Consider the following 25,203-nt stretch of genomic DNA (forward strand, 5'->3'; position numbering starts at 1 on the left):
GCTTAGCCAGGCTGGCTGAGGGGGTGCCGGCGCGCCGCCCGGATCACCACCAATCCCGCAATACCCAGCATCACTCCGGTAATCTTTACCAGCGCGAGAATCGCAGCGGAGCTGCTCATGGCATCGGTCGGCGTTGCCAGGTTGTTCAGCAGCACCGAGTTTTCCGCTACGTCACACAACCCTGCAATTACAAACAGTACCCGCACCCAGCGCGCCACCTTGCGCTCCCGGATACCCGGCCGGTCCCGGGTAAAGTGCCGGGTAAGCTGAAGCAGGGACGCGAGCCAGGCCACGGTGAACAGCAGCCCGAGCCACAGCGAGAGTTTGGCGAAAGCCAGGTTCTCCTGCCCCCAGCTCTGCAGTATGGCACTGCTCTGTTCAGCCGTTGCCGCCAGCTGGAAGCTGAAAATGCCCTGGGGCGCGGCTTCGGTTTTCAGAGACTGGTTAAGCACCGCGATGACCAGAAACAGGCCGACGGCCAGTACCAGGGACGCCTTCATGGGCGAACGCATGGGTTTTACTGGCAGGAACGGTGGACGCTGTACGGTAACCATCAGAGAAATTGCTCCAGCAGGCTGTTCAGATACCTCTGCCCCTGCTCCGTTGCCTGAATCCGGTGCGGGGTCAACAAACCCTGTTTTCTTAATGACCCAAGTTGTACCGCAACCGTGCTCAGGGGTAAACCGGTTCGTTCACTGAACAGTTGCTCATCAGCCCCCTGTTTCAGGCGCAGGGCATTCATCATGAACTCCAGCGCCCGGTCTTCCGGCTCGATGGCTTCGGTGCCTGAAGTGCGGCTGCCGATACGGTTCAGGTAGGCGTCCGGCTGCCGGGTTTTCCAGTAACGAATGATGCGCCCGTCTTCGAGGCTGACCTTGCCGTGGGCACCTGCACCCAGGGCCAGGTAATCGCCGAACAACCAGTAATTCAGGTTATGGCGGCTTTCCCGGCCGGGCCGGGACCAGGCAGACACTTCATAGTCGGTGAAGCCGGCAGCATGCAGAAACTCCGAGCCCTGCTGGTAGATGGCCCAAAGCCGGTCGTCATCCGGCAGCGGTGGCGGCCGAGAGAAGAACTCGGTATTGGGCTCGATGGTCAGCTGGTACCAGGACAAGTGCGCAGGGTTGTGGCTCAGGGCCTCTCGCAAGTCGCCTATCGCCTGTTCCGGGGTCTGGCCCGGCAGGCCGTGCATCAGGTCGATATTGAAATTGTCGAAGCCGGCGGCCCGGGCTGCTTCGATGGCCTCGTGGGCGGCCTGGGCATTATGGATACGGCCCAGCGTTTTCAGGTGCTCCGGGTTGAAGCTCTGCACACCGATCGACAGCCGGTTAATGCCGGCTTCCCGAAAGCTCTCAAAGCGGCCGGCTTCCAGGGTGCCGGGGTTGGCCTCAAGGGTAATCTCGGCGTTGTCGCTAAAGTCCATACGCTGGCGTAAAGCCGTAAACAGCTGCTGGTAGAAGTCCCCGGTCATCAGTGACGGGGTGCCGCCACCGATAAACACGCTTTCGATGGGGCGGCTGCGCAGGTAGGCAAGGTCGGGCTCCAGGTCCTCCAGGATGGCCTGCAGGTACGCCGCTTCCGGGATATCGCCCCGGATGGCGTGGGAGTTGAAATCGCAGTAGGGGCACTTGCGCACGCACCAGGGTACGTGGATGTACAGGCTCAGGGGCGGGCAGACCGCCACGGGGGAGGTGGCGGTCATGCCGTCAGGCCTCCGCCTTTAACTGTTCCAGCAGGCTGGCCAGGGCGCGGCCACGGTGGCTGACGCTGCTTTTTTGCTCCCGGGTCAGCTCGGCGGCGCTGCAGTCGAATTCGGGGGCGTAGAACACCGGATCGTAGCCAAAGCCGCCTTCACCGCGGGCCTCGGCCAGGATTCTGCCGGGCCAGCGGCCGTGGCAGATAACCGGTGTGGGGTCGTCGGCGTGGCGCAGGTATACCAGCACACAGTGGAACTGGGCACTGCGTTCTGCCTCAGGCACGTTTTTCAGGGCGGCCAGCAGGGCCTGCACGTTGTCGGCATCGGTGGCATTGGCGCCGGCATAGCGGGCAGAGCGCACGCCAGGCTGGCCTTCAAGGGCATCCACTGCCAGCCCGCTGTCATCCGCCAGTGCGGGCAAACCGGTTTCCCGGGCAGCATGGCGGGCTTTGAGAATGGCGTTTTCCACGAAGGTGACCGCCGGCTCTTCAGCTTCACCCACGCCCAGCGCGCCCTGGGCAACGGGCTCAAGCCCGAGTGGGCCGAGCAGGTCGGTCAGTTCGGCAATCTTGCCCTTGTTGTTACTGGCGATGACGAGTTTCTGTGACATAGGCTCAGTCGTTAAACAGCGTGTGGGAAAACCGCACCGGCAGGTCCTGCTGGTGGCCGGTGGGGCGGGCGGTAATGTTGAAGGTCATCAGGTCGCCGGACCGGTACTGGTACTGGGCGATGAAGTACACAGCATCGCCTTCCTGGATGCGCCGGAACGCCAGGAAGTTTACCTGCTGGATGTCGTTGGACACCTGGCCTTCAACCTGGCCGCCCACAGGCGCAGGCTGGCCGTGTTCGTTCTCGGCCATGATGGAAATGTTGACGATGGCGATGCCCTTGCTGCGCTGCAATTTGTTGGCCTTGGCAACTTCCGGGTCCAGGAAGGTGCTGGGAAAAACGCTCCAGTTAACCTGGTAGTCGCCAAAATCTTTCTCCCCGGCCTGGGCCTGCACGGCCATCAACAGGGCAAAGGCTAGAAACACCAGTTTTGAAACAGTACGTGTGATCATCATGGGTTCTCCCGTGTGATGCGGTAGATGGCAATTTCTCCCAGCAGGTTCGGCCACAGCCTGGCCAGCCAGCTGTTCTGGTGCTGGCCGTCGACCACCCGCCGGCTCTTGATGCGAATACCTTTCTGGCGGCACAGGGCCTCGAAATCCTTGAAGGTGCACAGCCGGATATTCGGCGTGTTATACCACTTATACGGCAGCGCATTGGATTCGGGCATGCGGCCGCTCAGGGCCAGGCCCCAGCGCAGTCGCCAGTGGGCAAAGTTGGGGAAGGTGACAATACCTTCCCGGCCTACCCGCAGCATTTCTTCGATGACTTTGTCTGGCCGGCGAACGGCTTGCAGGGCCTGGGTCATCAAAACCACATCGAACATGCCGTCATCGAAGTTATCCAGGCCCTGGGTGTCCAGGTTCTGCTCGATCACGCTCACGCCCCTGCCCATGCAGGTGGTGATGTGGTCCGGGTTGATCTCCAGGCCAAAGCCGCTGGCGCCCCGTTCCCGCTGAAGGAAATCAAGCAGGGTGCCATCGCCGCAGCCGAGGTCCAGTACGTGGTGGCCGGGTTCAACCCATTGCTGGATGATTTCGAGGTCTGGTCTCATGCGCCAACCTCCCTGGCAACACGGTCCATGTAGGCCGTGAAGATGTCGGTGTATCTGGGTGTCGGGATCAGGAACGCATCGTGGCCCCAGGGTGCATCAATTTCCGCGTAGCTGACTTTCTTGCGGGCGGAGATCATGGCATTCACCATCTCTTCCGACCGTTCAGGCGAGAACCGCCAGTCGGTGCTGAATGACAGCACCAGGTATTCGCACTGTGCCGGTGCCAGGGCTTTTGACAGGTCGCCGCCGTGTTCGTAGGCCGGGTCGAAGTAGTCCAGGGCCCGGGTCATCAGCAGGTAGGTGTTGGCATCGAAGCTTTCGGAGAAACGCTCGCCCTGGTAGCGCAGGTAGCTTTCCACCTGGAATTCGGCATCGAAGCCGAACTTGTAGGCCTCTTCCCGCAGTTCCCGGCCAAATTTCTCACCCATGGACGCATCGGACAGGTAGGTAATGTGGCCGACCATGCGCGCCAGCATCAGCCCGCGGCGAGGTAGGACATCGTGTTCGTAGTAGCGGCCTTCGTGGAATTCCCGGTCCGAGGTGATGGCCTGGCGGGCCACTTCGTTGAAGGCGATGTTCTGGGCGCTGAGCCGGGGGGTCGAGGCAATCACCACTGCATGCCGCACCCGCTCCGGGAAATCCAGGCTCCACTGCAAAGCCTGCATGCCGCCCAGGGAGCCGCCCACAACCGCCGCCCATTGCTGGATGCCGAGATGATCGGCCAGCCGGGCCTGGCTTTTTACCCAGTCTGCTACGGTAATAACCGGAAAGTCCGGGCCGTAGAGTTTGCCGGTGGACGGATTGACGGAACCGGGCCCGGTGCTGCCGTGGCAGCCGCCAAGGTTGTTCAGGCTGACCACAAAGAAGCGGTTGGTATCTATCGGTTTGCCGGGGCCAATGCAGCTGTCCCACCAGCCGGGTTTGCGCTCTTCCATCGAATGGTAGCCGGCGGCATGGTGGTGCCCGCTCAGGGCATGGCAAATCAGGATCGCGTTGCTCGCATCGGCATTCAGGGTGCCGTAGGTTTCCACCACCAGGTCGTAGTTCTCGAGGGACTGACCGCAAGCCAGGTCGATCGGGGCGTTAAAATGGATGGTCTGCGGGCTGACAAGGCCAACGGAATCCGAGGGCAGGGAATCGGGCATGGGTGTGTTGAGTTCCTGATCCGGTCCACAAGGTTCTGGCCATAGGCCATGGGGTGCGCGGAAAAAACGCGCCAGCACTGCAGTTTAAAGGCGGGGGGTGGTTGCTGCAACCGGCGCGGTGCCGGCGAGCAAGGCCCGGAGCCCGGGGGTGCGTTGCCCGGGCTCCGGTATGTCAGACAGCGCCGGAAATATTGACCACCTTCTGCTGCAACAGGGTGGGGGCCGGCTTGCGGATTTGCCGCATCATGGCATCGGCCAGCTCCAGTTGTTTGCGCAGGTCGGCAATGGTGTGGTCCAGTCGCTCCCGTTCACTCCGGGTGTCGCGGTCGGTTCGCACCATGTCGCGCAGGCGGCGGATCTGGTGCTCCAGCAACTGCTTCTGCTCCATGGAGTACTGCATGATCGGCAGCAAGGCCTCATGGGGCCAGCGCTCCACGTCAGCTCGTACCCGGGCATGCAGGGTGCGGGCTTCACCCACCATCACGTTGAAGAACCGGCGAACCAGCAGGGATTGCTCGGTCAGCAGGTTCTTGGGGCTGACCCTGAACCGCCTGGCTTTCTTGCGTAATTCCCGCACTGCGATCACATGGCGGCCGGCCCGCAGGGGGATTGGCTCCAGGTGCCGTGCCCGGTTGTCTTCGTTATAGCGGCGGTAGATAGCGCCAACCATTTTTTCCGCCAGGTGGCCCTCGCTGAGCAGGTTGGTCAGGTCGGCTTCCAGCAGCTCGAAGAAGTGATCCATCGCCGCATTCATGCCCGCGGTCGTCCAGCTTTTCGACATTTTCAGCCGCACCTGCGCGGCATGGGTTTCAAAGCGTTCCTCGCTCACCAGCTTGCGCAACATCTCGCCCTGGGAGTCCATCAGCCGCCGGGATGAGCGCAGGGTAATCAGCTTCTTGTAGTAGAAGTCGTAATCCTTGTGGGCCCGTTCGGCGAGCCGGGCAATGGAGGCCTTGTCTACGGTGGCGCCGGTACAGGCCGTGCGTTCCTCTTCCAGGGCCGACAGCCGGATTTGCATGGCCGCCTGGCTGTTCTGCAGCATCCCCAGGAGATCGTTGATCAGGTTCTGGGTGATCAGCTCTTCCTTGTGCATCAGTATGCGGCGGACAATCAGTTGCTCGAGCTGGTCGATGTTGGAGCGTTTAAACAGGGCATCGTCATTACGAATACGGCTGATCAGGCCCTGCTTGGCAGACAGCGGAATCACGTCCTGCTGGCGGATGCCCAGGTGGTCTGCGGTGTAGCCGCGCACCCGTTCGATGGCATCGTTGGTATGTTGCTCGCCCTGCAGGTCGTCCCAGAGTACGTCGATCTTGTTCAGTACCGCGAAGCGGCCGGCCCGGTGGTCGGCGTACTCGGTGTCGATGTGCTCGTTCCAGATCGCCATATCGCTGGCGGTTACGCCGGTGTCGGCACTGAGCACAAAGATAATGGCGTGGGCCCGGGGCAGCATGCTGATGGTCAGTTCCGGCTCGGAACCCAGTGCGTTCAGGCCCGGGGTATCGAGAATACGCAGGCCGCGCTCGAACAGCGGGTGGCGAATGCTGATCTGGGCGTTACGCCAGGCCGGTACCAGTACGTTGCCGGGGTTGCTGCGGTCGTGCTCGAGCATGTCCTCGTCGAACCCGAGCTTGCGGGCCTGCTGGGGCGTTACGCTCTTGGTGCGGGCAACTTCGGCCAGCACTTCTCGCATCACTTCGGGGTCGTGCTCGTCCAAGTCGTGCCTGACCCAGTGCTCCGGTTGCTTGCGCAGTTGCTGCAGGGAGAGCTCGCCGGTGCGGGTTTCGATCGGCAGCAACAGCAGGTAGTTCTGGTTGGCGCTGCGGTCGTAGAACAGTTCGGTGGGGCACATGGTGGTGCGGCCCGCCTGGGACGGCAGCATGCGCTGGCCATAGCCGGAGAAGAACAGGGCATTGATCAGCTCGGTCTTGCCCCGGGAGTATTCCCCGGCAAAGGCGATGGTCAGCTCATCTTCAATGAGCAGCTCCAGGCCGTTACGGATTCGGGTGCTGACGTCTTCGGAGAAAAGGTCGTTGTCCTGCAGCCACAGCCGGTAGCGGCCGATCTGCCGGATGAGTTCCTTCTTCCAGTTATGATAGGCCTCAACCTGCTGCGACAGAGTTCCGTGCATTTTCATCGGTTTATCCTTCTGCGCGACTTCCGGGTGCTCCCAGATTAAACGCCGTTAATCATAACCGCTTTGCCGGTTTTTGGCGCCCGAACCTGTCGCGGATCAAGGCGGAAGGCGCAGAATGACAAAATAAAAAAGCCGGAAAATCAAATGGTTGATCTTCCGGCTATCAAAAAGTCTGTGTTTCGACTTTTGTGTAACAAAATGTATTCTTGAGACCTGTTTTACATCCCGAGGCCGATCGAGCCGAGGCCGGCAGCCACCTTCATGTGATCGATCACCACAGTAATCACGTTCAGGATCAGGAACACGATGATCGGAGACAGGTCCAGCCCGCCCATGGAGGGCATCATGTTGCGCACCGGCCGCATTACCGGCTCGGTAATCTGCGCCACCAGCTGGATAGCCGGGTGACCGCTCTGGGGCGCAATCCAGCTCACCACAACCACCGCGATAACCGACCAGAAGTAGATCTTCACAATCAGGCTGAGCACGTTCAGCACCGCCCACACCAGCAGGGTGATGGGGTTGATGGCGGGGATACCGCCGTTCAGGGCGACCAGGATCAGGAAGAAAGTGATGGCCTGGATAATGACGGCCAGTACCAGCGCGGCGCCGTCAATGCCGCCCCAGCCGGGAATGAATCGGCGCAGGGGGCGCAGCGGCGGGTTGGTGGCCTTCACCACAAACTGGGAAATGGGGTTGTAGAAATCCGCCCGAGCCAGTTGCAGCAAAAAGCGCAGCAACACGATGGTCATGTAGAAGGTGGACGCGATCAGCAGGATGGTAATGACAATGTCTGCCAGCATGAAGCTGTGTCTCCGTTATCGGTTACTGTTTGTCTGCCAGTTCTTTGGACATTTCTTGCGAGCGTTCGAAGGCGGCATTATAGGCTTTCTGCACCAGGTCTCGCATGCCGCCGTCTTCGAAGGTATTGATTGCCCGCTCGGTGGTGCCGCCGGGCGACATTACGTTGCGTTTGAGCTGGGCCGGATCGTGCTCGCTGCGGGCCGCCATCTCCGCGGCGCCAGCCATGGTCTGGATGGCCAGCTCCCGGGCAGTTTTCGGGGCGATGCCGGCTTCGGTGGCGGCCGCTTCAAGCGCTTCGAGCATCAGGAAGAAGTAGGCCGGGCCACTGCCGGACAGCGCGGTTACGCCATGCAGTTGTTCTTCATCGTCTACCCACAGGGCAGAGCCAATGCTTTCAAATACCGACTGCACCATGGTTTTCTGTTCGGCTGTTACCGCCGCATTGGCGAACAGGCCGGCGGCGCCCTTGCCAACCAGTGACGGCGTATTGGGCATTACCCGCACCAGGGGCAGGCCACCACCGAGCCAGCTGTCCAGGGTGTCAGACCCCAGGCCGGCGGCAATAGACACCATCAGCGGCCGGGTGTTCTGCACCACCGGGGCGATATCCCGGCAAACCTCGGCCATCACCTGGGGTTTCACCGCCAGCACCACCGTGTCGGCCTGTTGGGCGCAGTGGCGGTTGTCGGTGGTCACGCTTACACCGAAGCGATCGCGCAGGGCCTGCAGGTGGCTGTCGTCGGGCGCGCTGACCCAGATGTTCCCGGCCTGGTAGCCGTTATCAAGCATGCCGCCAATGATGGCGCTGGCCATATTGCCGGCACCGATAAAGGAAATGGTGGATGAGTTGCTCACGGTAAACTCCGGGCTTGGTCGATGGATTCGTTGATCCGGATGATAGCAGGAACCGGGCCGGTCAGCTCAGGCTCTGTTGCTTCGCCCGGGCTCCGAACAGGGCGGTGCCCACCCGAACCCAGGTGGCACCTTCGGCAATGGCCAGTTCCAGGTCGTCAGACATACCCATGGAAAGGGTATCCAGCGGGCCGGCGTCCGGGTGGTCCTGTTTCAGGTGTTTCAGGGTGCCGGCCAGTTTTCGGAAACTCAGCCGCAGCTCCGATTCCTGCTGGTCCGGATCCGGAATGGCCATCAGCCCGCGCAGGCTGATGTTCGGCAGGTCACTGATTGCCGATACCAGCTCCGGCAGTTCGTCCAGCGTGCAGCCGGACTTGCTGTCTTCGTTGTTGATGTTCACCTGCAGGCAAATGTTCAGGGCCGGCAAAGACTCCGGCCGCTGTTCGCTCAGCCGGCGGGCAATCTTCAGGCGATCCACGCTGTGCACCCAAGCAAAGGCCTCGGCAATCTGCCGGGTTTTGTTGGACTGGATAGGCCCGATGAAGTGCCATTCGATGCCATCCAGGTCATCCAGCGCACCGATCTTGTCGAGCGCTTCCTGAAGGTAGTTTTCACCGAATGCCTGTTGGCCGGCTTCGAATGCGGCGCGCAGGTCTTCCGGTGGCCGGGTCTTGCTGACTGCCAACAGGCGCACACTGTCGGGGTCGCGCCCCGCCTTCAGTGTTGCTTTTTGTATGCGTCGGGTTACGCTCCCGATGTTGTCTGCTATGCTGCTCATAGTGTGAGTTTGCCGCTTCTGGACTAAAAGAAAAAGCCCTCCGAGGAATCCTATGGATATTACTGAACTGCTTGCCTTCTCGGCCAAACAGGGTGCGTCGGATTTGCACCTGTCTTCCGGTTTGCCCCCGATGATTCGTGTTGATGGCGATGTTCGCCGTATCAACCTTCCGCCCATGGAGCACAAAGAAGTGCACGGGCTGATCTACGACATCATGAACGACAAGCAGCGTAAGGATTACGAAGAGTTCCTGGAAACCGACTTCTCGTTCGAGGTGCCTGGCGTGGCCCGTTTCCGGGTTAACGCCTTCAACCAGAACCGCGGTGCCGGCGCAGTGTTCCGGACCATCCCCTCGAAGGTTCTGACCATGGAAGATCTGGGCATGGGCCAGGTTTTCAAGGATATCTCCTCGGTGCCCCGCGGCCTGGTGCTGGTCACCGGCCCCACCGGTTCCGGTAAGTCCACCACCCTGGCGGCGATGATGGACTACATCAACGACACCCGCTACGAGCACATCCTCACCATCGAGGACCCGATCGAATTCGTGCACGAATCCAAAAAGTGCTTGGTGAACCAGCGGGAAGTGCACCGGGACACCCTGGGCTTCAACGAAGCCCTGCGCTCGGCCCTGCGGGAAGACCCCGACATCATTCTGGTGGGCGAGCTCCGGGACCTGGAAACCATCCGCCTGGCACTGACCGCCGCCGAAACCGGCCACCTGGTATTCGGCACTCTGCACACCACCTCCGCGGCCAAGACCATTGACCGGGTGGTAGACGTATTCCCGGCGGAAGAAAAATCCATGGTTCGTTCCATGCTGTCGGAATCCCTGCAGGCGGTTATTTCCCAGACCCTGATGAAGAAAATGGGCGGTGGCCGGATTGCGGCCCACGAAATCATGATCGGTACCCCGGCTATCCGGAACCTGATCCGGGAAGACAAGATCGCCCAGATGTACTCGTCTATCCAGACCGGTGGTTCCATTGGCATGCAGACCCTGGACCAGTGCCTGGAGCGTTTGCTGCAGAAGGGCCTCATTTCTCGCGAACAGGCCCGTGCCAAGGCCAAGATGCCGGATAACTTCTGAGATAGATAGGTAGCAAAATGGAATTCGAAAAACTGTTGCGGTTGATGGTGGAGAAGGGCGGTTCAGACCTGTTCATTACAGCAGGCGTACCACCCAGCATGAAAGTGAACGGCAAGGTTCTGCCGGTCACCAAGAACGCGCTGACACCGGAACAGACCCGAGAGCTGGTGTACGGCGCCATGAACGACAAGCAGCGCGCCGAATTCGACGAAAGCCACGAATGCAACTTTGCCATCAGCGCCCGGGGTATCGGCCGTTTCCGTGTGTCCGCCTTCTTCCAGCGCAACCTTTGCGGCATGGTGCTGCGGCGTATCGAAGTGAAGATCCCGCAGATTGACGACCTGGCCCTGCCGGAAATCGTCAAGGACCTGGCCATGACCAAGCGGGGCCTGATCATGTTTGTGGGCGCCACCGGTACCGGTAAGTCCACCTCGCTGGCGGCCATGCTGGGGCACCGTAACCGCAACAGCCGCGGCCACATTATTTCCATCGAAGACCCGATCGAATTCGTGCACCAGCATCAAGGCTGTATCGTTACCCAGCGGGAAGTGGGTATTGATACCGAAAGTTTCGAAGTGGCCCTGAAAAACACTCTGCGCCAGGCTCCGGACGTTATCCTGATCGGTGAGGTGCGTACCCGCCAGACCATGGAATACTCCGTGCAGTTCGCCGAAACCGGCCACCTGTGCCTGGCCACCCTGCACGCCAACAACGCCAACCAGGCCCTGGACCGGATTATCCAGTTCTTCCCGCCTGAGCAGCACAACCAGATCTGGATGGACCTGTCCCTGAACCTGAAGGCTATTGTGGCCCAGCAGCTGGTACCCACGCCGGACGGCAAAGGCCGGAAGGCCGTTATCGAAGTCCTGATTAACACCCCGCTGGTGGCTGACCTGATCCGTAAGGCAGAGGTACACAAGCTTAAAGAGCTGATGGCGAAGTCGAACGAATCCGGCATGCAGACCTTCGACCAGGCCTTGTACCGTCTATACTCTGAAGGCTCGATCACCTACGAAGATGCGCTGGCCCATGCTGACTCCGCCAACGACCTGCGTTTGATGATCAAATTGGGCGCAGATGCCCAGGGGGCTGACAAGCTGTCCTCTACCGTCGACAAACTCTCGATCCAGCACGATTAATTCCGCAGTACAAGGCCCCGGAGCCGGGGCTTTGATTTAAGACAAAAGTCGTAGATGGTTAGCCTGTTGAATCAGTAGCTTTGGCATTTGAGGCCGTGGCCATGTGCTGCGTATACTCCGCGCGAAACTAATAAGGAGACACCATGCACAAGAACACCAATGCACTCGTAAAAGCAATCCGCTTTGCTACCCTGGCCGCTGTTGCGGCACCTGCCAGCGTAATGGCTGGTGGTTTCTCACTGAACGAACAAAGCGCCAGCCAGATGGGCGTCGCCAACGCCGGCGCTGCCGCCAACCCCGAAAACGCTACCACGGTGCTGTTCAACCCGGCGGGCATGAGCCAGCTGTCTGGTACCAATATTTCTTTTGGTGCGGCGGTTTTGGATATTGATGCTGAGGCTAAGAGCTCGACTGTTCAGTCAACAGACGCGCTTGGTCAGCCGGGAGCATACACCGGTAATGGTGGTGACATTGCTGATCCTGCTGTGCTGCCAAACTTTTATCTGACCCACGAAATCAACGATTCCATTGATGTTGGGTTTGGCATCCACGCTCCTTATGGCCTGGCAGCAGATTACGAGAACGATTTTGCCGGTCGTTATCTGGCAGACAAAACTGAATTAACGGTGATCTCCTTTAGTCCCTCGATCGCGGTGAACAACGGTAAAGGCCTATCCATGGGCGTTGGCATCAACGTTATGTACGGCGAGGGCCGTTTGACGAAGTATCAGGACTTGCGCGGTGCCGTTGTTCGAGGGAGTGTTCAGGCGGCTGGTGCTACAAGCCTGGACCGGTTGCCAGCGGCTGCACAGCAACAAATCCTGGCGCAAGCAAATGGCTTGGCGGCTCAGTATCCCGATACATACTCCGATGTGGAAGGGGATGATATTGCCATTAACTTCCGTGTCGGCTTTTTGTATGAGTTGTCAGAAGCTACTCAATTCGGTTTGACAGCCCAGACCGGGACTGAGTTTGAACTTGAAGGCGATCTGGAAATTAGTCAGTTTCCGGGAGAGCTCTTGGGCATTCCGGGCGTTACTGGGCCGCAGACACTGACGGAGAAAGCCGAAGTGCCGCTGGCGATCCCTGAGAGTCTCACCGTCGGTGTGCGCCACCAGCTGAACCCGGAGTTCACTCTGCTTGCCGGTGCAACCTATTCTCGTTGGAGTCGTTTTGAGGAGTTGGACGTATACAGTGCAGAAGGAGGAGCTGGTCAGGTTTCTCAGGTTATCCAGCCCGCTGCCGGTGATCCTATTACCCACGTAACGGAAAAGTGGAACAATACCTGGCAGTTCAACCTTGGTGGTATCTGGCAAGCCAATGAAGCCTGGGCGTTCAAGGCAGGTTACGCTTTTGACGAATCACCGGTTAACGAGAACTTTGTGACAGCGCGTATTCCTTCCGAAGATCGCCACTGGCTGACTCTGGGAACTCAGTGGAAAGACGCGCAAAGCGGCTGGACTGTCGACGCGGCCATTGGCACTCTGATTTTCGCGGATGATGCGAATGTAGATGATCGTGAATACTCACATCAGCAGCCAGCCGTTCCATCTTCTAAGACTAACTACAAAGCCGAATACGACCTCAGCGCCTGGAGCGCCGCTATCGAGTTCAGCAAAGCCTTCTAATCGGCTGACCTCAACTCAGGGCTGATTCCCTCTGAAATCAGCCCACCACCTGCCCCCGGTAGATCACTTTCTTCTGCCGGGGGCAGGGTTCCCCCTCTACAGAACTCTTCTCCTGCCGGCCATCGGCAATCGGCTGTCCCCGGTACATTCGCGGCGTCACACTTTCCTCTTCCGTTTCTTCGTTCAGTTCCGGCACCCGTTGTTTCAGTGCTTGCCAGGTATACACCAGATTCTTTGACCGGCTTCTGCCTGCATAGCTGGCCAGGTTCTGCGCCAGGTCGGCTTCGTTAAGGTGGAGTTTTACCCCGAACTCGGACTGGATCAGGCGCCGGCACTGGTGTACCAGTTTTAACAGGGAAGGATCGAACAGCCAGTTGCGTTCAATGGTTGCGGAATTCATGGGAAGGCCTCGCATGGATGTCACTGCATCGGGTGTTACCCCGGACACCGGGGCCGATGCAGCTTTTATGCCATGCGAGCGCCGGGTTAGTGGGCCTGGTCCCAGTTGTCGCCCACGCCGGCTTCCACCAGCAGCGGTACGTCCAGCTTTGCGGCCGCCGACATGCGTTTCACCAGTCCCTCGCGGACCTTCTCAACGGCGTCTTCCCGCACTTCGATGATCAGTTCATCGTGCACCTGCATGGTCATGCATGCGTCGTTCTGGTGCTCGGCGTGCAGCCACTGGTCCACATCGATCATCGCCCGCTTGATGATATCGGCGGCAGTGCCCTGCATGGGCGCGTTGATGGCGGTACGCTCGGCAGCCTGTTGCATCTGCTTGTTACGGGCGTTGATCTCCGGCAGGTACAGCCGACGGCCAAACAGGGTTTCTACATAGCCGTCGTCGTGGGCCTGTTTGCGGATGTTGTCCATGTAACGCAGTACGCCCGGGTAACGCTCGAAGTAGCGGTCGATGTATTCCTGCGCCACCTTTCTTTCCACGCCCAGCTGGCGGGCCAGGCCGAAGGCCGACATGCCGTAGATCAGGCCGAAGTTGATGGCCTTGGCGCTGCGGCGCTGGTCGGAGCTGACTTCAATCAGGCTCACGCCAAAGACTTCGGCGGCGGTGGCTTTATGGATGTCTTCGCCATGCTCGAAGGCGGTCAGCAGGCCCTTGTCTCCAGACAGGTGCGCCATGATGCGCAGTTCAATCTGGGAATAGTCCGCTGCCAGCAGCTTGTAACCTTCCGGAGCGATAAAAGCCTGGCGGATGCGACGGCCTTCTTCGGTGCGGATGGGGATGTTCTGCAGGTTCGGTTCAGAAGACGACAGGCGCCCGGTGGCGGTGACCGCCTGGTGGTACGAGGTATGCACCCGACCGGTACGGTGGTGAATCAGCTCCGGCAGGGTGTCGGTGTAGGTGGACTTGAGCTTGCTCAGGCTGCGGTGTTCCACAATCAGCCGGGGCAGTTCGTGCTCGTGGGCCAGCTCCTGCAGCACAGGCTCGGCCGTGGAGGGCGCGCCCTTCGGGGTTTTCTTGATCACCCGCAGGCCGAACTTGTCGTACAGAATCGCCTGCAGTTGCTTGGTGGAGCCCAGGTTGAAGCTTTCGCCGGCTACCTCGTGGGCTTCCTTCTCCAGTTCCGCCATGCGCTCGGCCAGCTCCTGGCTGTGCTGGCGCAGGGTGCTGGCGCTGATCAGGGTGCCACGTTGTTCCATGCGCGACAGTACCGGTACCAGGGGCAGGTCGATGTCGCGGTAGACGGATTCCAGTTTGCCGGTTTCTTTCAGTTTCGGGCTCAGGGCCTGGTGCAGGCGCAGGGTGATGTCGGCGTCTTCGGCGGCGTAGGGCCCGGCCTTTTCCAGGTCAATCTGGTTGAAGGTGAGCTGCTTGGCGCCCTTGCCGGCGATGGATTCGTAAGTAATGGTTTGCACACCCAGATACTCCCGGGCCAGGCTGTCCATGTCGTGGCGCGTGGCTACCGAATTGAGCACGTAAGACTCCACCATGGTGTCGTCGCTGATGCCTTCCAGGTGGATGTCGTGGTTGGCCAGCACGTTCTTGTCGTACTTCAGGTTCTGGCCGATCTTCTTCTGTTTCGGGTCTTCCAGCAGCGGTTTGAACTGGGCCAGCACTTCGTCACGGTCCAGCTGGTCCGGTGCGCCCATGTAGTCGTGGCCCAGGGGCACATAGGCCGCTTCGCCGGGCTCGATGGCAAAGGATACGCCGACAATTTCAGCGTCCATGTAGCGCAGGCTGGTGGTTTCGGTGTCGAAGGCGAACTGGTCGGCGGCCTTCAGGCGTTCCAGCCATTGGTCGAACTCGGCCTGCTCGGTGATCACCGAGTATTTTTTCTCAACGGCTTTGGCAGGCTCCGGCTCGGAGGCTGCGGCTTTCTTGTCGCTGGCAGAGCCTTCGTTCTCCAGTTCGGCAATCCAGCTACGGAATTCGTATTCCTTGAACAGCTCCAGCAGGCTGTCGTCATCCTGCTCCCGCTCGGTGAGGTCTTCCAGCCCGAATTCCAGTTCGACATCCAGGCGGATGGTGGCCAGTTCCCGGCTCAGGGGCAGGGTGTCGATAGCCTCGCGCAGGTATTCACCGATCTTGCCTTTGATTTCGCCGGCGTGTTCGATCAGGTTGTCCAGGTCGTTATACGCCTGCAGCCACTTTACGGCGGTTTTCGGGCCGCACTTGTTCACGCCCGGGATGTTGTCCACCTTGTCGCCCACCAGGGCCAGGTAGTCGATGATCTGCTCTGGCGTTACGCCGAACTTCTCCACTACGCCGTCACGGTCCATGGCGGTTTCGGTCATGGTGTTGATCAGGGTAACGTGGTCGCTCACCAGCTGGGCCATGTCCTTGTCGCCAGTCGACACCACTACATCGATGCCCTTGCTGGTGGCTTCGTGGGCCAGGGTGCCGATCACATCGTCGGCTTCTACCCCGGGCACAATCAGCAGCGGCAGGCCCATGGCCCGTACGATGTTGTGGATCGGCTCTATCTGCATGGCCAGGTCTTCCGGCATGGGCGGCCGGTTGGCTTTGTACTCTTCGTACATGTCGTGCCGGAAGGTTTTGCCCTTGGCATCGAACACCACCACGACTTTTGATTCCGGGAAGTCCTGCTCCAGCCGCCGCAGCATGCTCACCACGCCTTTGATGGCGCCGGTGGGATGGTTCTTGCTGGTGGTGAGCGGGGGCAGGGCGTGGTAGGCACGGAACAGGTAGGAAGATCCGTCTACCAGAACCACGGGTGGGGTCTTTTTCTCAGTCATGTCAAAACGGGTCCGGATTCTGATTGAAGCGTGGGTTGGCTTGTGCAACTCTAGCCAGAAAGATGAATCAAAGGGTACCACGAAAATGAAACGAATCGCCTGTTCCGCCCTGTTGCTGGGCTGCTTCTGTGTGCCGGCTGCGGCCCAGGATGAGGGGGCCCTGGATGCCGTCCCGGTGGTCACGCCACAGGAGCCGCTGGTGATTTCCGATTACCAGCCGCCCGAGGGTGGTCCGGAGATTGTCATCCGCCCTGGCGAGAACGAAGTCTTCTACGAGTACCGGGTCAACGGCCAGCTTATGGAGATCAAGGTGGTGCCGGAAATCGGTCCGGAATACTACCTGGTGCCTGCCGATGGCGGTGGCTGGGTGCAGGATACCGATTCAGACTTGCTGGTTCCGAGTTGGGTAATCTTCCGTTGGTGATTACCTGAGCAGTTCTAGTATGAACATTCTAATTTTTGCCCGTAACCTGACCGTGAAAGTTACCAGAAGCCGGCTGCGCTGATCGCTGAAGTGCCGGCCGAAGTTGGAAAATCACGAACGTCTGAAACGTCAGGAGAGTCATCATGGGTAAACTCAAATCTTACCAGGAACAACTGCAGGACATCGTAGAGAAGGGCATCAACGCCGCGGAAGAGCAGCAGAAGAAGCTGGCCTCCAAGCCGTTCGACTACGCCGAGAAGCTGGAAGCGGAAGCCCGCGAGTACAGCGTGAAGAGCCTGCGCAAGCGTTACAACGGCTACTCCGAAACCCTGTTCGAGCAACTGCGCTCCCTGAACGGCCGTTTCGGTAACTTCGCGGCTGAGCTGGTTGCCAAGCTGGAGAAAGAAGCGGCTGAAAGTGCTGATGCCGTATCCGAAGCCGCTGAAGACGTGGCCGAGGCGGCCCAGGACGCCAAGAAGTCAGTCACCGCCAAGAAGCCGGCTGCCCGCAAAACTGCGGCACGTAAGCCTGCGGCCAAGAAAGAAACTGCCTCAGCCTGATTAAGGCCGGTAGTGTAAAAAGCAGAGGGCGCTCATTGAGCGCCCTCTGTTGTTTCCGGATCAGCATTTTCGCTTTCCGGGTTCAGGGGAATGGTTCGTTTTTCCCCGGTAATTTCTTCCAGCCTGAGAACGTCTTCCTCGTAGGCCTTGCGCACGGACTCGATGTCTTGCTGCTGGGCTGAGATTTCCCGCTCCACCTCACGAATCTGGGCTTCCAGCCTGCGGATTTTCTCCAGCGTGGCTTCGGGGATTTCACGCCCCGCCCGCTCCATATCGGCGGCGCGGCTTTGTTCGTTATCCAGCTGCCCGGAAATCACGTTGATATTGCCGCGTTTGAGCTGGATCAGGCTGTTCATTTCCTGGATTTTCCGGCGCAGGGCCCGGATGGCCTGGTCCGGATGGCTGAAGCGCTTCAGCAATTGCCGGTCCAGCTCTTGCTGGGCCTCGAGTTGCCGCTGGCGCTCTTCTTCGGCTTGCCTGGCCGCTTCCCGCGCGGCGATTTCCTCGGCCGTCAGCGCCCGGGGTATGGTTTTCACAACCCGGCCGTTGTCGCTCAGGATCTCATAGCCGCGCTTGGTGGCTTCCTGGGGAATGGTATTGCCGATCACCAGTTGTCCGTTTTCGTCCGTGTAACGATACATGGTCGCCTGCGCGCCGGCAGAGGCCAGAAGCCCCAGGGCGACAAGACCGGCGAGAACCGGCGATGCGATCACACGGTGTTGCATTTATCAGACTCCGTAACGGTCCCGGTAGCTGGCTACGCTCTCCGCATGGCCGGCGAATTCCGGGTTGGACTTCAGGTAGTCCAGTACCTGTTCAAGGCGGATGATGCTGACGACCGGAATGCCGAATTCTTTTTCGACTTCCTGGATGGCCGAGAGTTCGCCATTGCCTTTTTCCTGGCGGTCCAGGGCAATCAATACGCCGGCCGGCTCGGCCCCGGCGGCCCGGATAATATCTATGGACTCCCGGATGGCGGTGCCTGCGGTGATCACATCATCCACAATCAGCACTTTACCCTGCAAGGGAGCGCCTACGATATTACCGCCTTCACCGTGATCTTTCTTCTCTTTACGGTTAAAGGCAAAAGGTTTGCTGTTACCGTCTGCTGCAAGGGCCATGGCGGTAACCGTAGCCAACGGAATGCCCTTATAGGCAGGCCCGAAAATGATGTCATAATCCAGTCCACTGCGTTCTATCGCGGCGGCATAGGCTTTGCTTAGTTGTAGCAGGTCGTCGCCGGTATTGAACAGTCCGGCATTGAAAAAGTACGGACTGGTGCGCCCGGATTTGAGGGTGAACTCTCCAAAACGCAGAACGTTCCGCTGGATGGCAAATTCGATAAATTTTTGCTGATAGTCATGCATGGCAAGGCTTCTGGCGGGATAGGATCTTTAATTAAAGCGTAAAACCGGTATCATACTACACAAACCGAATCAGGGAACACGTATGCGCGTAGTATCAATCAGCGTCAATGGCTTGGAGCAGGCTGTTGAGAAGGGCTTTTTTGACTGGCTGGCAGAGCAGGACGCTGATGTTGTCTGTGTTCAGGACCACCGGATGCGTGCCTACGAAGTTGAAGACAAAAACCTGATTCCGGAAGGGTATGAGGCCTACTTCATCGATGGCGAGCTGAACGAGCACGGCGGTGTGGGCATCTATACCCGTCACTTCCCGAAAGCCATTATGTACGGCTTTGCCAATGAGCAGGCCGACCGTGAAGGTCGCTTTATCCAGGCCGATTTCGACAAGGTATCCGTAGCCTGTGTTCTGGCGCCCTGTGCCCTGGGCCGTGAAGAAGAGCTGACTGGTGAAGACGATCTGACCGTTCTCGATCACAAAGACGAGTTCATGGAAGCCTTTGGCGTGCATATGCAGAAAACCCTGCGCAAGCGTCGTCAGTTTATCTTCTGTGCCAACCTGCAGACGGCTCACCATGTAACGGATGCCAGCCCGCTCTACCACAAGACGGATTTTTCCGGCTTCCTGCCCCATGAGCGTGCGTGGCTGGATCGTTTGTTCGATGAGATGGGCTGTATTGATGCATTCCGTGAGATCAACAAGCAGAGCAACCAGTTTACCTGGTGGCCGGAGCAGACCGAGGGTTCCCGCAAGAAGGCCGGTATCCGGGTGGATTACCATTTGCTGACGCCGGGGATTCGCAAGACTATTCGCGATGGCTGGATTGATGACGGTACGCGGTTTTCTGACCACGCGCCGGTGATCATGGATTACGATATCGAAATCGGCTTCTAAGCTTTGAGATAGTCGGTCGCGTGTCCGGAGGGGGAAGCCTTTCCGGAACACGCTACAAGCACATCCCTGTGCGCTCGACTCCGGCCATCCCTGGCCGGAGACGGTTCCGGAAAGGCTTCCCCCTCCGAACCCGCTAGTTTTCAGTAGGCCGTCAGGCCTATGCGCTCAAAGCTTCTTTCTGCAGTTCAAACAACTGATTAATCGCTTTCCTTGCCAGCGCCAGCATGGCGTCCAGTTCTGTTTGTTCGAACGGTGCGCCTTCGGCAGTTCCCTGAATTTCGATGAAGCCGCCCTGATCGGTCATGATTACGTTCATGTCGGTTTCGGCTTCGGAGTCTTCCGGGTAGTCCAGGTCGGCCACCGGGGTGCCCTTGAATACGCCTACGGAAATGGCGGCGACCATTTGCTTAAGCGGAGATTTTTTCAGGCGCTTATTCGCTACCAGGTGGTTCAGGGCGTCTACCAGGGCCACGCAGCCACCGGTGATGGCTGCGGTGCGGGTGCCGCCGTCGGCCTGGATGACGTCGCAGTCGATGGTGATGGTGTGTTCGCCCAGGGCTTCGAGGTCTACCGCGGCGCGCAGGCTGCGGCCGATCAGGCGCTGGATTTCTACGGTGCGGCCACCTTGTTTGCCGCGGGCGGCTTCGCGGCCCATGCGGCTGCCGGTGGAGCGGGGCAGCATGCCGTATTCGGCGGTGATCCAGCCTTTACCTTCGCCGCGCAGGAAGGGCGGTACTTTGTTCTCTACCGAGGCGGTGCAGATAACCTTGGTGTCGCCGAACTCAACCAGCACCGAGCCTTCGGCGTGGCGGGTGTAGTTGCGGGTGATGCGGACGTCTCTGGGTTGCTCGGGCGTTCTGCCGCTTGGTCGCATAGTGTGTCCTGTTTTTGAAGATGAATGTCCGGCTGTTGCCGGTCGGGCGTTTTGAAAGGGCACCGAGTATAGCATTTGGTCGGGTTCGCTGCTCCGGGCGTTTGCCTGTTAAACTCGAAACTCTGTTGAACACGACTGGAGCCATTATGATCCGCAGCATGACTGCTTTTGCCCGCAAGGATACCCGGGGTGACTGGGGTACTCTCACCTGTGAGATCCGTACCGTAAACCATCGCTACCTGGAGCCGTCTTTCCGCCTGCCGGAGGCTTTCCGTGAACTTGAAAACCGGTTCCGGGAGGAGTTGCGCAAGCAGGGGCTGAAGCGGGGCAAGGTGGATATTTCCATGCGCCTGCAGTCGGTGGAGAGCGAGGTGCAGAGCTTCGAGATCAGCGATGAAATGGCCCAGGCGGTGAATGAAGCAGCCAACCACATTAACCGTATGCTGGATAACCCCGCCCACATCAACGCACTGGATATTCTCCGCTGGCCGGGTGTGATGTCGTTGCCGGAGAAGGATTACAGCGCGGCCAAGGAAGCGGCGGCGGGGCTGTTCGCGGAAACTGTCAAGGAGCTGATGACGGTTCGCGAGCGAGAGGGTGAGCGCCTGCGGCCACTGTTCGAGGACCGCCTGACCACCATGGGTAAGCTGGTGGCGGAAGTTCGGGAGAAAATGCCCCAGCTGCTGGCCGCCCAGGAGCAGAACCTTCGGGATCGCTTTGAGAAAGCCAAGGTAGAGCTGGACCCGGAGCGCGTGGCCCAGGAAATGGTCATGCTGGCCCAGAAAAGTGACGTGGCCGAAGAGCTGGACCGCCTGGATGCCCATATCAGTGAAGTCACCGACACCCTGCAAAACGACGATGCCATCGGCCGGCGCCTGGACTTCCTGATGCAGGAGCTGAACCGGGAAGCCAATACCCTGAGCAGCAAGAGCATCGATGCCGCCGTCACCCGAGCAGCGGTGGACTTAAAGGTGCTGATCGAGCAGATGCGGGAGCAGGTACAGAATGTTGAGTAGTGTCCGTTGGCGTCCTAATTCGTCTCTAAGATTCTGTTAGTAAAGGTTAAAAATAGAAGTTTGTCTATGTTTGTCTAGCAAAATCTAGTTTAATCCAGCGAAAAATGGGGGGTATAATGGGGAGTAAATCGGTCTACTCCCCATTTTAGGTACGAGAAATCTATGTGTACTCCCCGCGCCACCCTGCCTACCCTGCATATACCCGCCAGAGCTAGAGGCCTCAACGCAACCTGCGTTGGGGGTGAATGATGGCTAAGCTCACAGCGACCAAAGTTCGCGCCTTGATCAAAGATGGTTCTCCGGGTCGCCACAGCGACGGGAACGGGCTGTACCTCATGGTGCCAAAGCGTGGTGAACCATATTGGATGTTGCGTTACACACTCTCTGGTAAGCGGCGCGAGTTAACGCTGGCAAAGTCTGGTGACTTCACCCTGGCGCAGGCTCGTGAGCGGGCCGTGGAGATTCAAAAGGAGATTCGGAACGGTACCGACCCAATAGAGGAGCGTAAGCGGGATGAGCAGGTGACGCTCAGTACCGTGAATGACCTCTTTGACGACTGGTATCAGGAGTTGGAAAAACGTCTTAAGCACCCGCACATCCCGAAAAGAATTTTCGTTAAAGAGGTGGCGCCTTCGATTGGTGGCTTCGATGTTGATGGAGTCAAGCCGATGGACGTTCGAACCATTGTTCGGAAAGTCGCGGACAGCGGGCGACCGACCACAGCGAATGACACTCTGATGTACCTGAAACAGCTGTTTAACCACGCGATCAAGCTGGGCCTGGTTACCTATAACCCAGCGGCTGCTTTCACATTCACTGATGCAGGGGGTGTTGAGAAAAGCCGAGACAGGGCATTAACCCTCGAGGAGATCAAGCATGTCTTTAAGGTGTTCCGGGAAAACGAAGACAGTTTCACCCGGGAAAACTATCTAGCTTGTGCGCTGTTGATCGTTTTGGGTGTACGTAAGACTGAGCTGACGGAAGCGAAGTGGGCAGAATTCGACTTGGATAAGCGCCGCTGGCGGCTCCCAGGAGAGCGAAGCAAGTCAGGCACTGAAATTGTTATTCCTCTTCCGCAGCATTCAGTGACCTGGCTGGAAGAGCTCAAAATCCGAGCCTTTCGTTCTGATTATGTATTTCCCAATCGGCGCACCAGCAAGCAGCCACACATGGGCAAAGACACGCTGAATCGAGCCATCGCGAAACTGTTCGGCAAGGAGCCAGGCAGGGAGGTGCAGCCAGTGAACAGGATGGGGGATATTGCAGAATTCACCGTGCATGATTTGCGGCGTACTTGCCGCAGTTTGATGGCATCTGCAGGAGTGCCAGGACATGTCGCTGAGCGGTGTTTGAACCACAAGTTAAAGGGCGTTGAGGGCATTTACGACCGCTATGACTATTTCGACGAACGTCGTGAGGCTCTGACTAAAGTGGAAGGTCTGGTTATCTCATCGGTGGAGGATCATTAGCAGCTTGATGGTAGTCTGTGTAAGTTCTCGGTGAGGCGTTTTGAGTTGAGGTATCGGTCAGTGACGGGAACCAGTTCTCGTCCAAGTATTCCCGGTTGAGACGCCCGTTGAATGACTCTCCAGTCGCATTGTTGATGGGCTGGCCGGGCCGAGAGAAATCAATCTCTATCTGTCTCTCTTAGGCCCACCAGTACCTGACCTTGCTGGCCTGCGGCTTCCACCGGATGCCTCGATCGGTCCGCTGCTAAACAAAAGCGAACATTCAGAAACGACCGAATTGACTATAAGAGTAGTGGCATAGTGAATCTGGCCACCTGATTTTAAGTGTATGATCACTCGTAGAGCAAGTCAGGTGGATTGGATGCCAAAGAAAATAAATTTCAGTCCGGAATTCCGTCTGGAAGCGGCCCAGCTGGTGATTGACCAGGGCTACACAATGAAAGCGGCCTGCGATGCCATGGGGGTTGGTAAATCAATCATGGAGTATTGGGTGCGCAGGCTTCGAGCCGAGCGATCAGGCAAGGCACCACAAAAAGGTGAAGCTCGGACTCCCTGAGCAATTCTCGATAATCGAGCGACTTGAAGAGAGCTATGCGGTGCAGCGCCTGCGTCGGGTGTTTGAGGTGTACCGCAGCAGCTACCGGGCCTGGCGTGACCGAGACAGAGAGCCTTGCGAGGCTGAGAAAGCGCTGCTGGACGAGGTTGTCGAGGCGCATGCTGTCAGCAACGGATCTGCTGGCGCTCGCAGCCGCTAGGGCACGCTTACAAGAAGGCGGATCAGCCACAGTTGGATATCCCGAATCTTCTGGAGTCTGAAAGCAGAATGGGGGCCGGAAATCGGATGTCCATGCTTTGCCACGGCGAAGCAATCGGTCACGGACTATATGATCGGTTATTGCAGCGCACTGCGGCCTCATAAATACAACGGCGGATTGCCGCCAAATGAGGCAGAACAGGCCTATTGGAAAACTCAAAAGACGGTGGCCTAAAACACTTGACCACTACAAACCACCCTGACCACATTTTTGATGTGGCCAGGGTTTCATGTCTACAGTTGGTCGTAGGCCAATGACGTATAGGGCGCACAGCCCAAGTCTTCAAACTCAGCCTTGCTCATGTAGGTCGCTTTTGGCATAAAGTCACCCAATACTGACGCTTCATCGCCAGCGGTCATAGTGTTCTGGATTGCCTGGTTAAAATCATCAGCTGGCAGCATATTGCGCACAATCAGAAACGCGGAATCAGGGTCGTCGGTTTTTCCGTCAACAATGCTGAAACCGTCGCCTTTGTTGGGCCAGGGCAGATAGCCAACCCCGCAGTCAGAATCGGCATTTTCGGGGCGATTCTCGGGCTCGCTGGTCACGATGGTGTAAAAACCGTCAGGGTTGATGAAGATTTGCTCGTCATACAGGCATTCTTTCACCGCCTGGGAGTAGTATTCGTTCTGGCAAAGTGACCAGTAGCGCAGGTCGTTTTCGTTGAAAAATTCCTGATCGTTCAGCGTTTCTGGGATTTCAGGAATTTTCCCCCTGATAACGACCACGTCCCCGAAATCTTGGTTCAGGAACGAGTAAAGGTACTGGTTATCTGCGTTGGCGTAAAAGGCGGTGTTCCGTGGGGGGTTGTTTTTACAGTTGCCCTGAAAGTCGCATTGAAACAAAAACGCCGTTCCATAGCTGGCCCTGAACGCCGGGGTTTCACGGGCCGGCTCGAAATTGGCGCGCAAGGTTTCATAAGTGTCCGCTGGCACAAATGGAATGCCAAGCGGGTCAGTGCCGGCAGACATGGCAGCACAGGCTTCTTCGCCCTGAAGAGTGCTACCGTCGGCCAGGTGTAGCGTCACTCTTGGCAGCCCCACATCGCCGGTCCAATCGGCACCGATGTTGGGCACGTAGTTGCGGTAAATCAGTACCGCTTCCTCGCCCGCCGCGCTGGTTGCGTCATACAACGTGTTGTCTTCAGACGGGTTTGCCGGGTCGTTTGGGTCACCGGGTTTGACCGTGACCAGATAACGGCGGGACGGATCGGTGCGAACCGCGCCATCAATAAAAGGATTGATAGAGCCGGCTTCGGCAATGATGTTTTTGTCTGTCAACGATTGCGCCGGTGTTGTGTTGGCCCGGTAGCTGTTGAAGGACATGTATCGGGAGTAAGGGAAATCTGCTTCCAGGGTGATGTAGGCACCGTCCTCCGGAAGCGTATAGGCGGCAGACCAATAGATGGCGCCGCTATCCGGGTAGGCGAAGTTGAAACCCTCGTTCTCTTTGACGTAAGGCCCAACCCACAGACAATCACTGGGCGGTGCTGAAAACGCCGTGGTATCAGACACCATGGTCGTGTCAGAACTGCTAGAGCCGTTGCAACCCATCATCAGGGCTGCTGTACCCGCAACCAGAAGCAGACTCCTGGCGGGAAACCTGTTTTTCATTGTTTTCATGGTCATTTCATGGTCCTTTTGC

General features: G+C 58.5%; 24 protein-coding genes and 2 pseudogenes. 9 read left to right on the plus strand and 17 right to left on the minus strand.

Annotated elements, in window-relative coordinates; genetic code table 11:
• Positions 1-2: 2 nt before the first annotated feature.
• The 10 genes from B9Q17_RS10730 to B9Q17_RS10775 all read right to left on the minus strand — a co-directional run bounded on the left by B9Q17_RS10730 (position 3) and on the right by B9Q17_RS10775 (position 9,075).
• Positions 3-554, minus strand: a complete 552-nt coding sequence (locus B9Q17_RS10730) for a hypothetical protein (protein WP_094625218.1) — start codon at positions 552-554, stop codon at positions 3-5.
• Positions 554-1,702, minus strand: coding sequence for a radical SAM family heme chaperone HemW (gene hemW / locus B9Q17_RS10735; protein WP_094625219.1), 1,149 nt, complete (start codon positions 1,700-1,702; stop codon positions 554-556). The genes B9Q17_RS10730 and hemW overlap by 1 nt, the downstream gene beginning before the upstream one ends.
• 4 nt (positions 1,703-1,706) lie before the next feature.
• Entirely contained in the window at positions 1,707-2,306 is a 600-nt protein-coding gene (rdgB, locus tag B9Q17_RS10740; protein WP_058339928.1) for an RdgB/HAM1 family non-canonical purine NTP pyrophosphatase, read from the minus strand.
• Between the two features lie 4 nt (positions 2,307-2,310).
• Positions 2,311-2,760 (minus strand): DUF4426 domain-containing protein, encoded by a 450-nt coding sequence (locus B9Q17_RS10745; RefSeq protein ID WP_425268618.1) that lies wholly within the window; start codon positions 2,758-2,760, stop codon positions 2,311-2,313.
• Complete coding sequence (gene metW / locus B9Q17_RS10750) at positions 2,757-3,359, minus strand: methionine biosynthesis protein MetW (protein WP_022987589.1); 603 nt, start codon at positions 3,357-3,359, stop codon at positions 2,757-2,759. Before metW ends, B9Q17_RS10745 begins: the two co-directional genes overlap by 4 nt.
• Complete coding sequence (metX, locus tag B9Q17_RS10755) at positions 3,356-4,504, minus strand: homoserine O-succinyltransferase MetX (protein ID WP_058339927.1); 1,149 nt, start codon at positions 4,502-4,504, stop codon at positions 3,356-3,358. The genes metW and metX overlap by 4 nt, the downstream gene beginning before the upstream one ends.
• A 172-nt stretch (positions 4,505-4,676) precedes the next feature.
• The gene (locus B9Q17_RS10760; protein ID WP_022987591.1) at positions 4,677-6,641 is read right to left on the minus strand and encodes a dynamin family protein; all 1,965 of its coding nucleotides are present in this window, start codon (positions 6,639-6,641) and stop codon (positions 4,677-4,679) included.
• 218 nt (positions 6,642-6,859) lie between these two features.
• The gene (locus B9Q17_RS10765) at positions 6,860-7,444 is read right to left on the minus strand and encodes a YggT family protein (protein ID WP_022987592.1); all 585 of its coding nucleotides are present in this window, start codon (positions 7,442-7,444) and stop codon (positions 6,860-6,862) included.
• A 22-nt stretch (positions 7,445-7,466) separates the two neighbouring features.
• Entirely contained in the window at positions 7,467-8,300 is an 834-nt protein-coding gene (proC, locus tag B9Q17_RS10770; protein ID WP_094625220.1) for a pyrroline-5-carboxylate reductase, read from the minus strand.
• Between the two features lie 61 nt (positions 8,301-8,361).
• On the minus strand, positions 8,362-9,075 hold the full coding sequence (locus B9Q17_RS10775) for a YggS family pyridoxal phosphate-dependent enzyme (protein WP_094625221.1): 714 nt from the start codon (positions 9,073-9,075) through the stop codon (positions 8,362-8,364).
• Between the two features lie 52 nt (positions 9,076-9,127).
• Here B9Q17_RS10775 and B9Q17_RS10780 point away from each other — a divergent pair, with 52 nt between their 5' ends.
• The 3 genes from B9Q17_RS10780 (at position 9,128) to B9Q17_RS10790 (ending at position 12,929) form a co-directional block, all read left to right on the plus strand.
• Positions 9,128-10,162: a type IV pilus twitching motility protein PilT gene (locus B9Q17_RS10780; protein ID WP_022987595.1), complete on the plus strand. Its 1,035-nt coding sequence runs from the start codon at positions 9,128-9,130 to the stop codon at positions 10,160-10,162.
• A 17-nt stretch (positions 10,163-10,179) separates the two neighbouring features.
• On the plus strand, positions 10,180-11,301 hold the full coding sequence (locus B9Q17_RS10785) for a PilT/PilU family type 4a pilus ATPase (protein ID WP_022987596.1): 1,122 nt from the start codon (positions 10,180-10,182) through the stop codon (positions 11,299-11,301).
• Positions 11,302-11,444: 143 nt separating this feature from the next.
• Positions 11,445-12,929: an OmpP1/FadL family transporter gene (locus B9Q17_RS10790; RefSeq protein WP_094625222.1), complete on the plus strand. Its 1,485-nt coding sequence runs from the start codon at positions 11,445-11,447 to the stop codon at positions 12,927-12,929.
• 37 nt (positions 12,930-12,966) lie between these two features.
• Here the strand turns inward: B9Q17_RS10790 and B9Q17_RS10795 are convergent, their stop codons facing one another.
• Both B9Q17_RS10795 and polA read right to left on the minus strand, forming a co-directional pair.
• Positions 12,967-13,329 (minus strand): hypothetical protein, encoded by a 363-nt coding sequence (locus B9Q17_RS10795; protein WP_058339922.1) that lies wholly within the window; start codon positions 13,327-13,329, stop codon positions 12,967-12,969.
• A gap of 86 nt (positions 13,330-13,415) precedes the next feature.
• The gene (gene polA / locus B9Q17_RS10800) at positions 13,416-16,145 is read right to left on the minus strand and encodes a DNA polymerase I (RefSeq protein WP_094625223.1); all 2,730 of its coding nucleotides are present in this window, start codon (positions 16,143-16,145) and stop codon (positions 13,416-13,418) included.
• Positions 16,146-16,230: 85 nt separating this feature from the next.
• On the opposite strand from polA, the gene B9Q17_RS10805 reads away from it, so the two are divergent.
• Together B9Q17_RS10805 and B9Q17_RS10810 are read left to right on the plus strand one after the other, a co-directional pair.
• Complete coding sequence (locus B9Q17_RS10805; RefSeq protein WP_094625284.1) at positions 16,231-16,569, plus strand: DUF2782 domain-containing protein; 339 nt, start codon at positions 16,231-16,233, stop codon at positions 16,567-16,569.
• A gap of 143 nt (positions 16,570-16,712) precedes the next feature.
• Entirely contained in the window at positions 16,713-17,129 is a 417-nt protein-coding gene (locus B9Q17_RS10810; RefSeq protein WP_022987601.1) for a hypothetical protein, read from the plus strand.
• Between the two features lie 32 nt (positions 17,130-17,161).
• Here B9Q17_RS10810 and B9Q17_RS10815 read toward each other — a convergent pair whose 3' ends face one another.
• Together B9Q17_RS10815 and pyrE are read right to left on the minus strand one after the other, a co-directional pair.
• Positions 17,162-17,854 carry a DUF4124 domain-containing protein gene (locus B9Q17_RS10815; protein ID WP_058339919.1) on the minus strand — a complete coding sequence of 231 codons (693 nt, stop codon included), beginning with the start codon at positions 17,852-17,854 and terminating at the stop codon, positions 17,162-17,164.
• Positions 17,855-17,857: 3 nt separating this feature from the next.
• Complete coding sequence (pyrE, locus tag B9Q17_RS10820; protein WP_094625224.1) at positions 17,858-18,496, minus strand: orotate phosphoribosyltransferase; 639 nt, start codon at positions 18,494-18,496, stop codon at positions 17,858-17,860.
• 82 nt (positions 18,497-18,578) lie between these two features.
• Here pyrE and B9Q17_RS10825 point away from each other — a divergent pair, with 82 nt between their 5' ends.
• The gene (locus B9Q17_RS10825) at positions 18,579-19,385 is read left to right on the plus strand and encodes an exodeoxyribonuclease III (protein ID WP_022987604.1); all 807 of its coding nucleotides are present in this window, start codon (positions 18,579-18,581) and stop codon (positions 19,383-19,385) included.
• Between the two features lie 157 nt (positions 19,386-19,542).
• Here B9Q17_RS10825 and rph read toward each other — a convergent pair whose 3' ends face one another.
• Complete coding sequence (rph, locus tag B9Q17_RS10830) at positions 19,543-20,259, minus strand: ribonuclease PH (RefSeq protein WP_094625225.1); 717 nt, start codon at positions 20,257-20,259, stop codon at positions 19,543-19,545.
• 146 nt (positions 20,260-20,405) lie between these two features.
• Here rph and B9Q17_RS10835 point away from each other — a divergent pair, with 146 nt between their 5' ends.
• Together B9Q17_RS10835 and B9Q17_RS10840 are read left to right on the plus strand one after the other, a co-directional pair.
• Entirely contained in the window at positions 20,406-21,275 is an 870-nt protein-coding gene (locus tag B9Q17_RS10835; RefSeq protein ID WP_094625226.1) for a YicC/YloC family endoribonuclease, read from the plus strand.
• 245 nt (positions 21,276-21,520) lie between these two features.
• Positions 21,521-22,744: a tyrosine-type recombinase/integrase gene (locus tag B9Q17_RS10840; protein WP_244177370.1), complete on the plus strand. Its 1,224-nt coding sequence runs from the start codon at positions 21,521-21,523 to the stop codon at positions 22,742-22,744.
• Positions 22,745-22,796: 52 nt separating this feature from the next.
• Here the strand turns inward: B9Q17_RS10840 and B9Q17_RS18385 are convergent.
• Positions 22,797-22,913 (minus strand): annotated as a pseudogene (locus B9Q17_RS18385) (integrase core domain-containing protein); the annotation flags it as partial.
• A 192-nt stretch (positions 22,914-23,105) separates the two neighbouring features.
• Here B9Q17_RS18385 and B9Q17_RS10850 point away from each other — a divergent pair.
• Positions 23,106-23,733 (plus strand): annotated as a pseudogene (locus B9Q17_RS10850) (transposase).
• A 59-nt stretch (positions 23,734-23,792) separates the two neighbouring features.
• On the opposite strand, the gene B9Q17_RS10855 reads toward B9Q17_RS10850, so the two are convergent.
• On the minus strand, positions 23,793-25,187 hold the full coding sequence (locus B9Q17_RS10855) for a hypothetical protein (RefSeq protein WP_072678512.1): 1,395 nt from the start codon (positions 25,185-25,187) through the stop codon (positions 23,793-23,795).
• Between the last annotated feature and the right edge of the window lie 16 nt (positions 25,188-25,203).

The organism is Marinobacter vinifirmus, assembly GCF_002258215.1.
In the GTDB taxonomy this organism is placed as follows: Bacteria; Pseudomonadota; Gammaproteobacteria; order Pseudomonadales; family Oleiphilaceae; genus Marinobacter; species Marinobacter vinifirmus.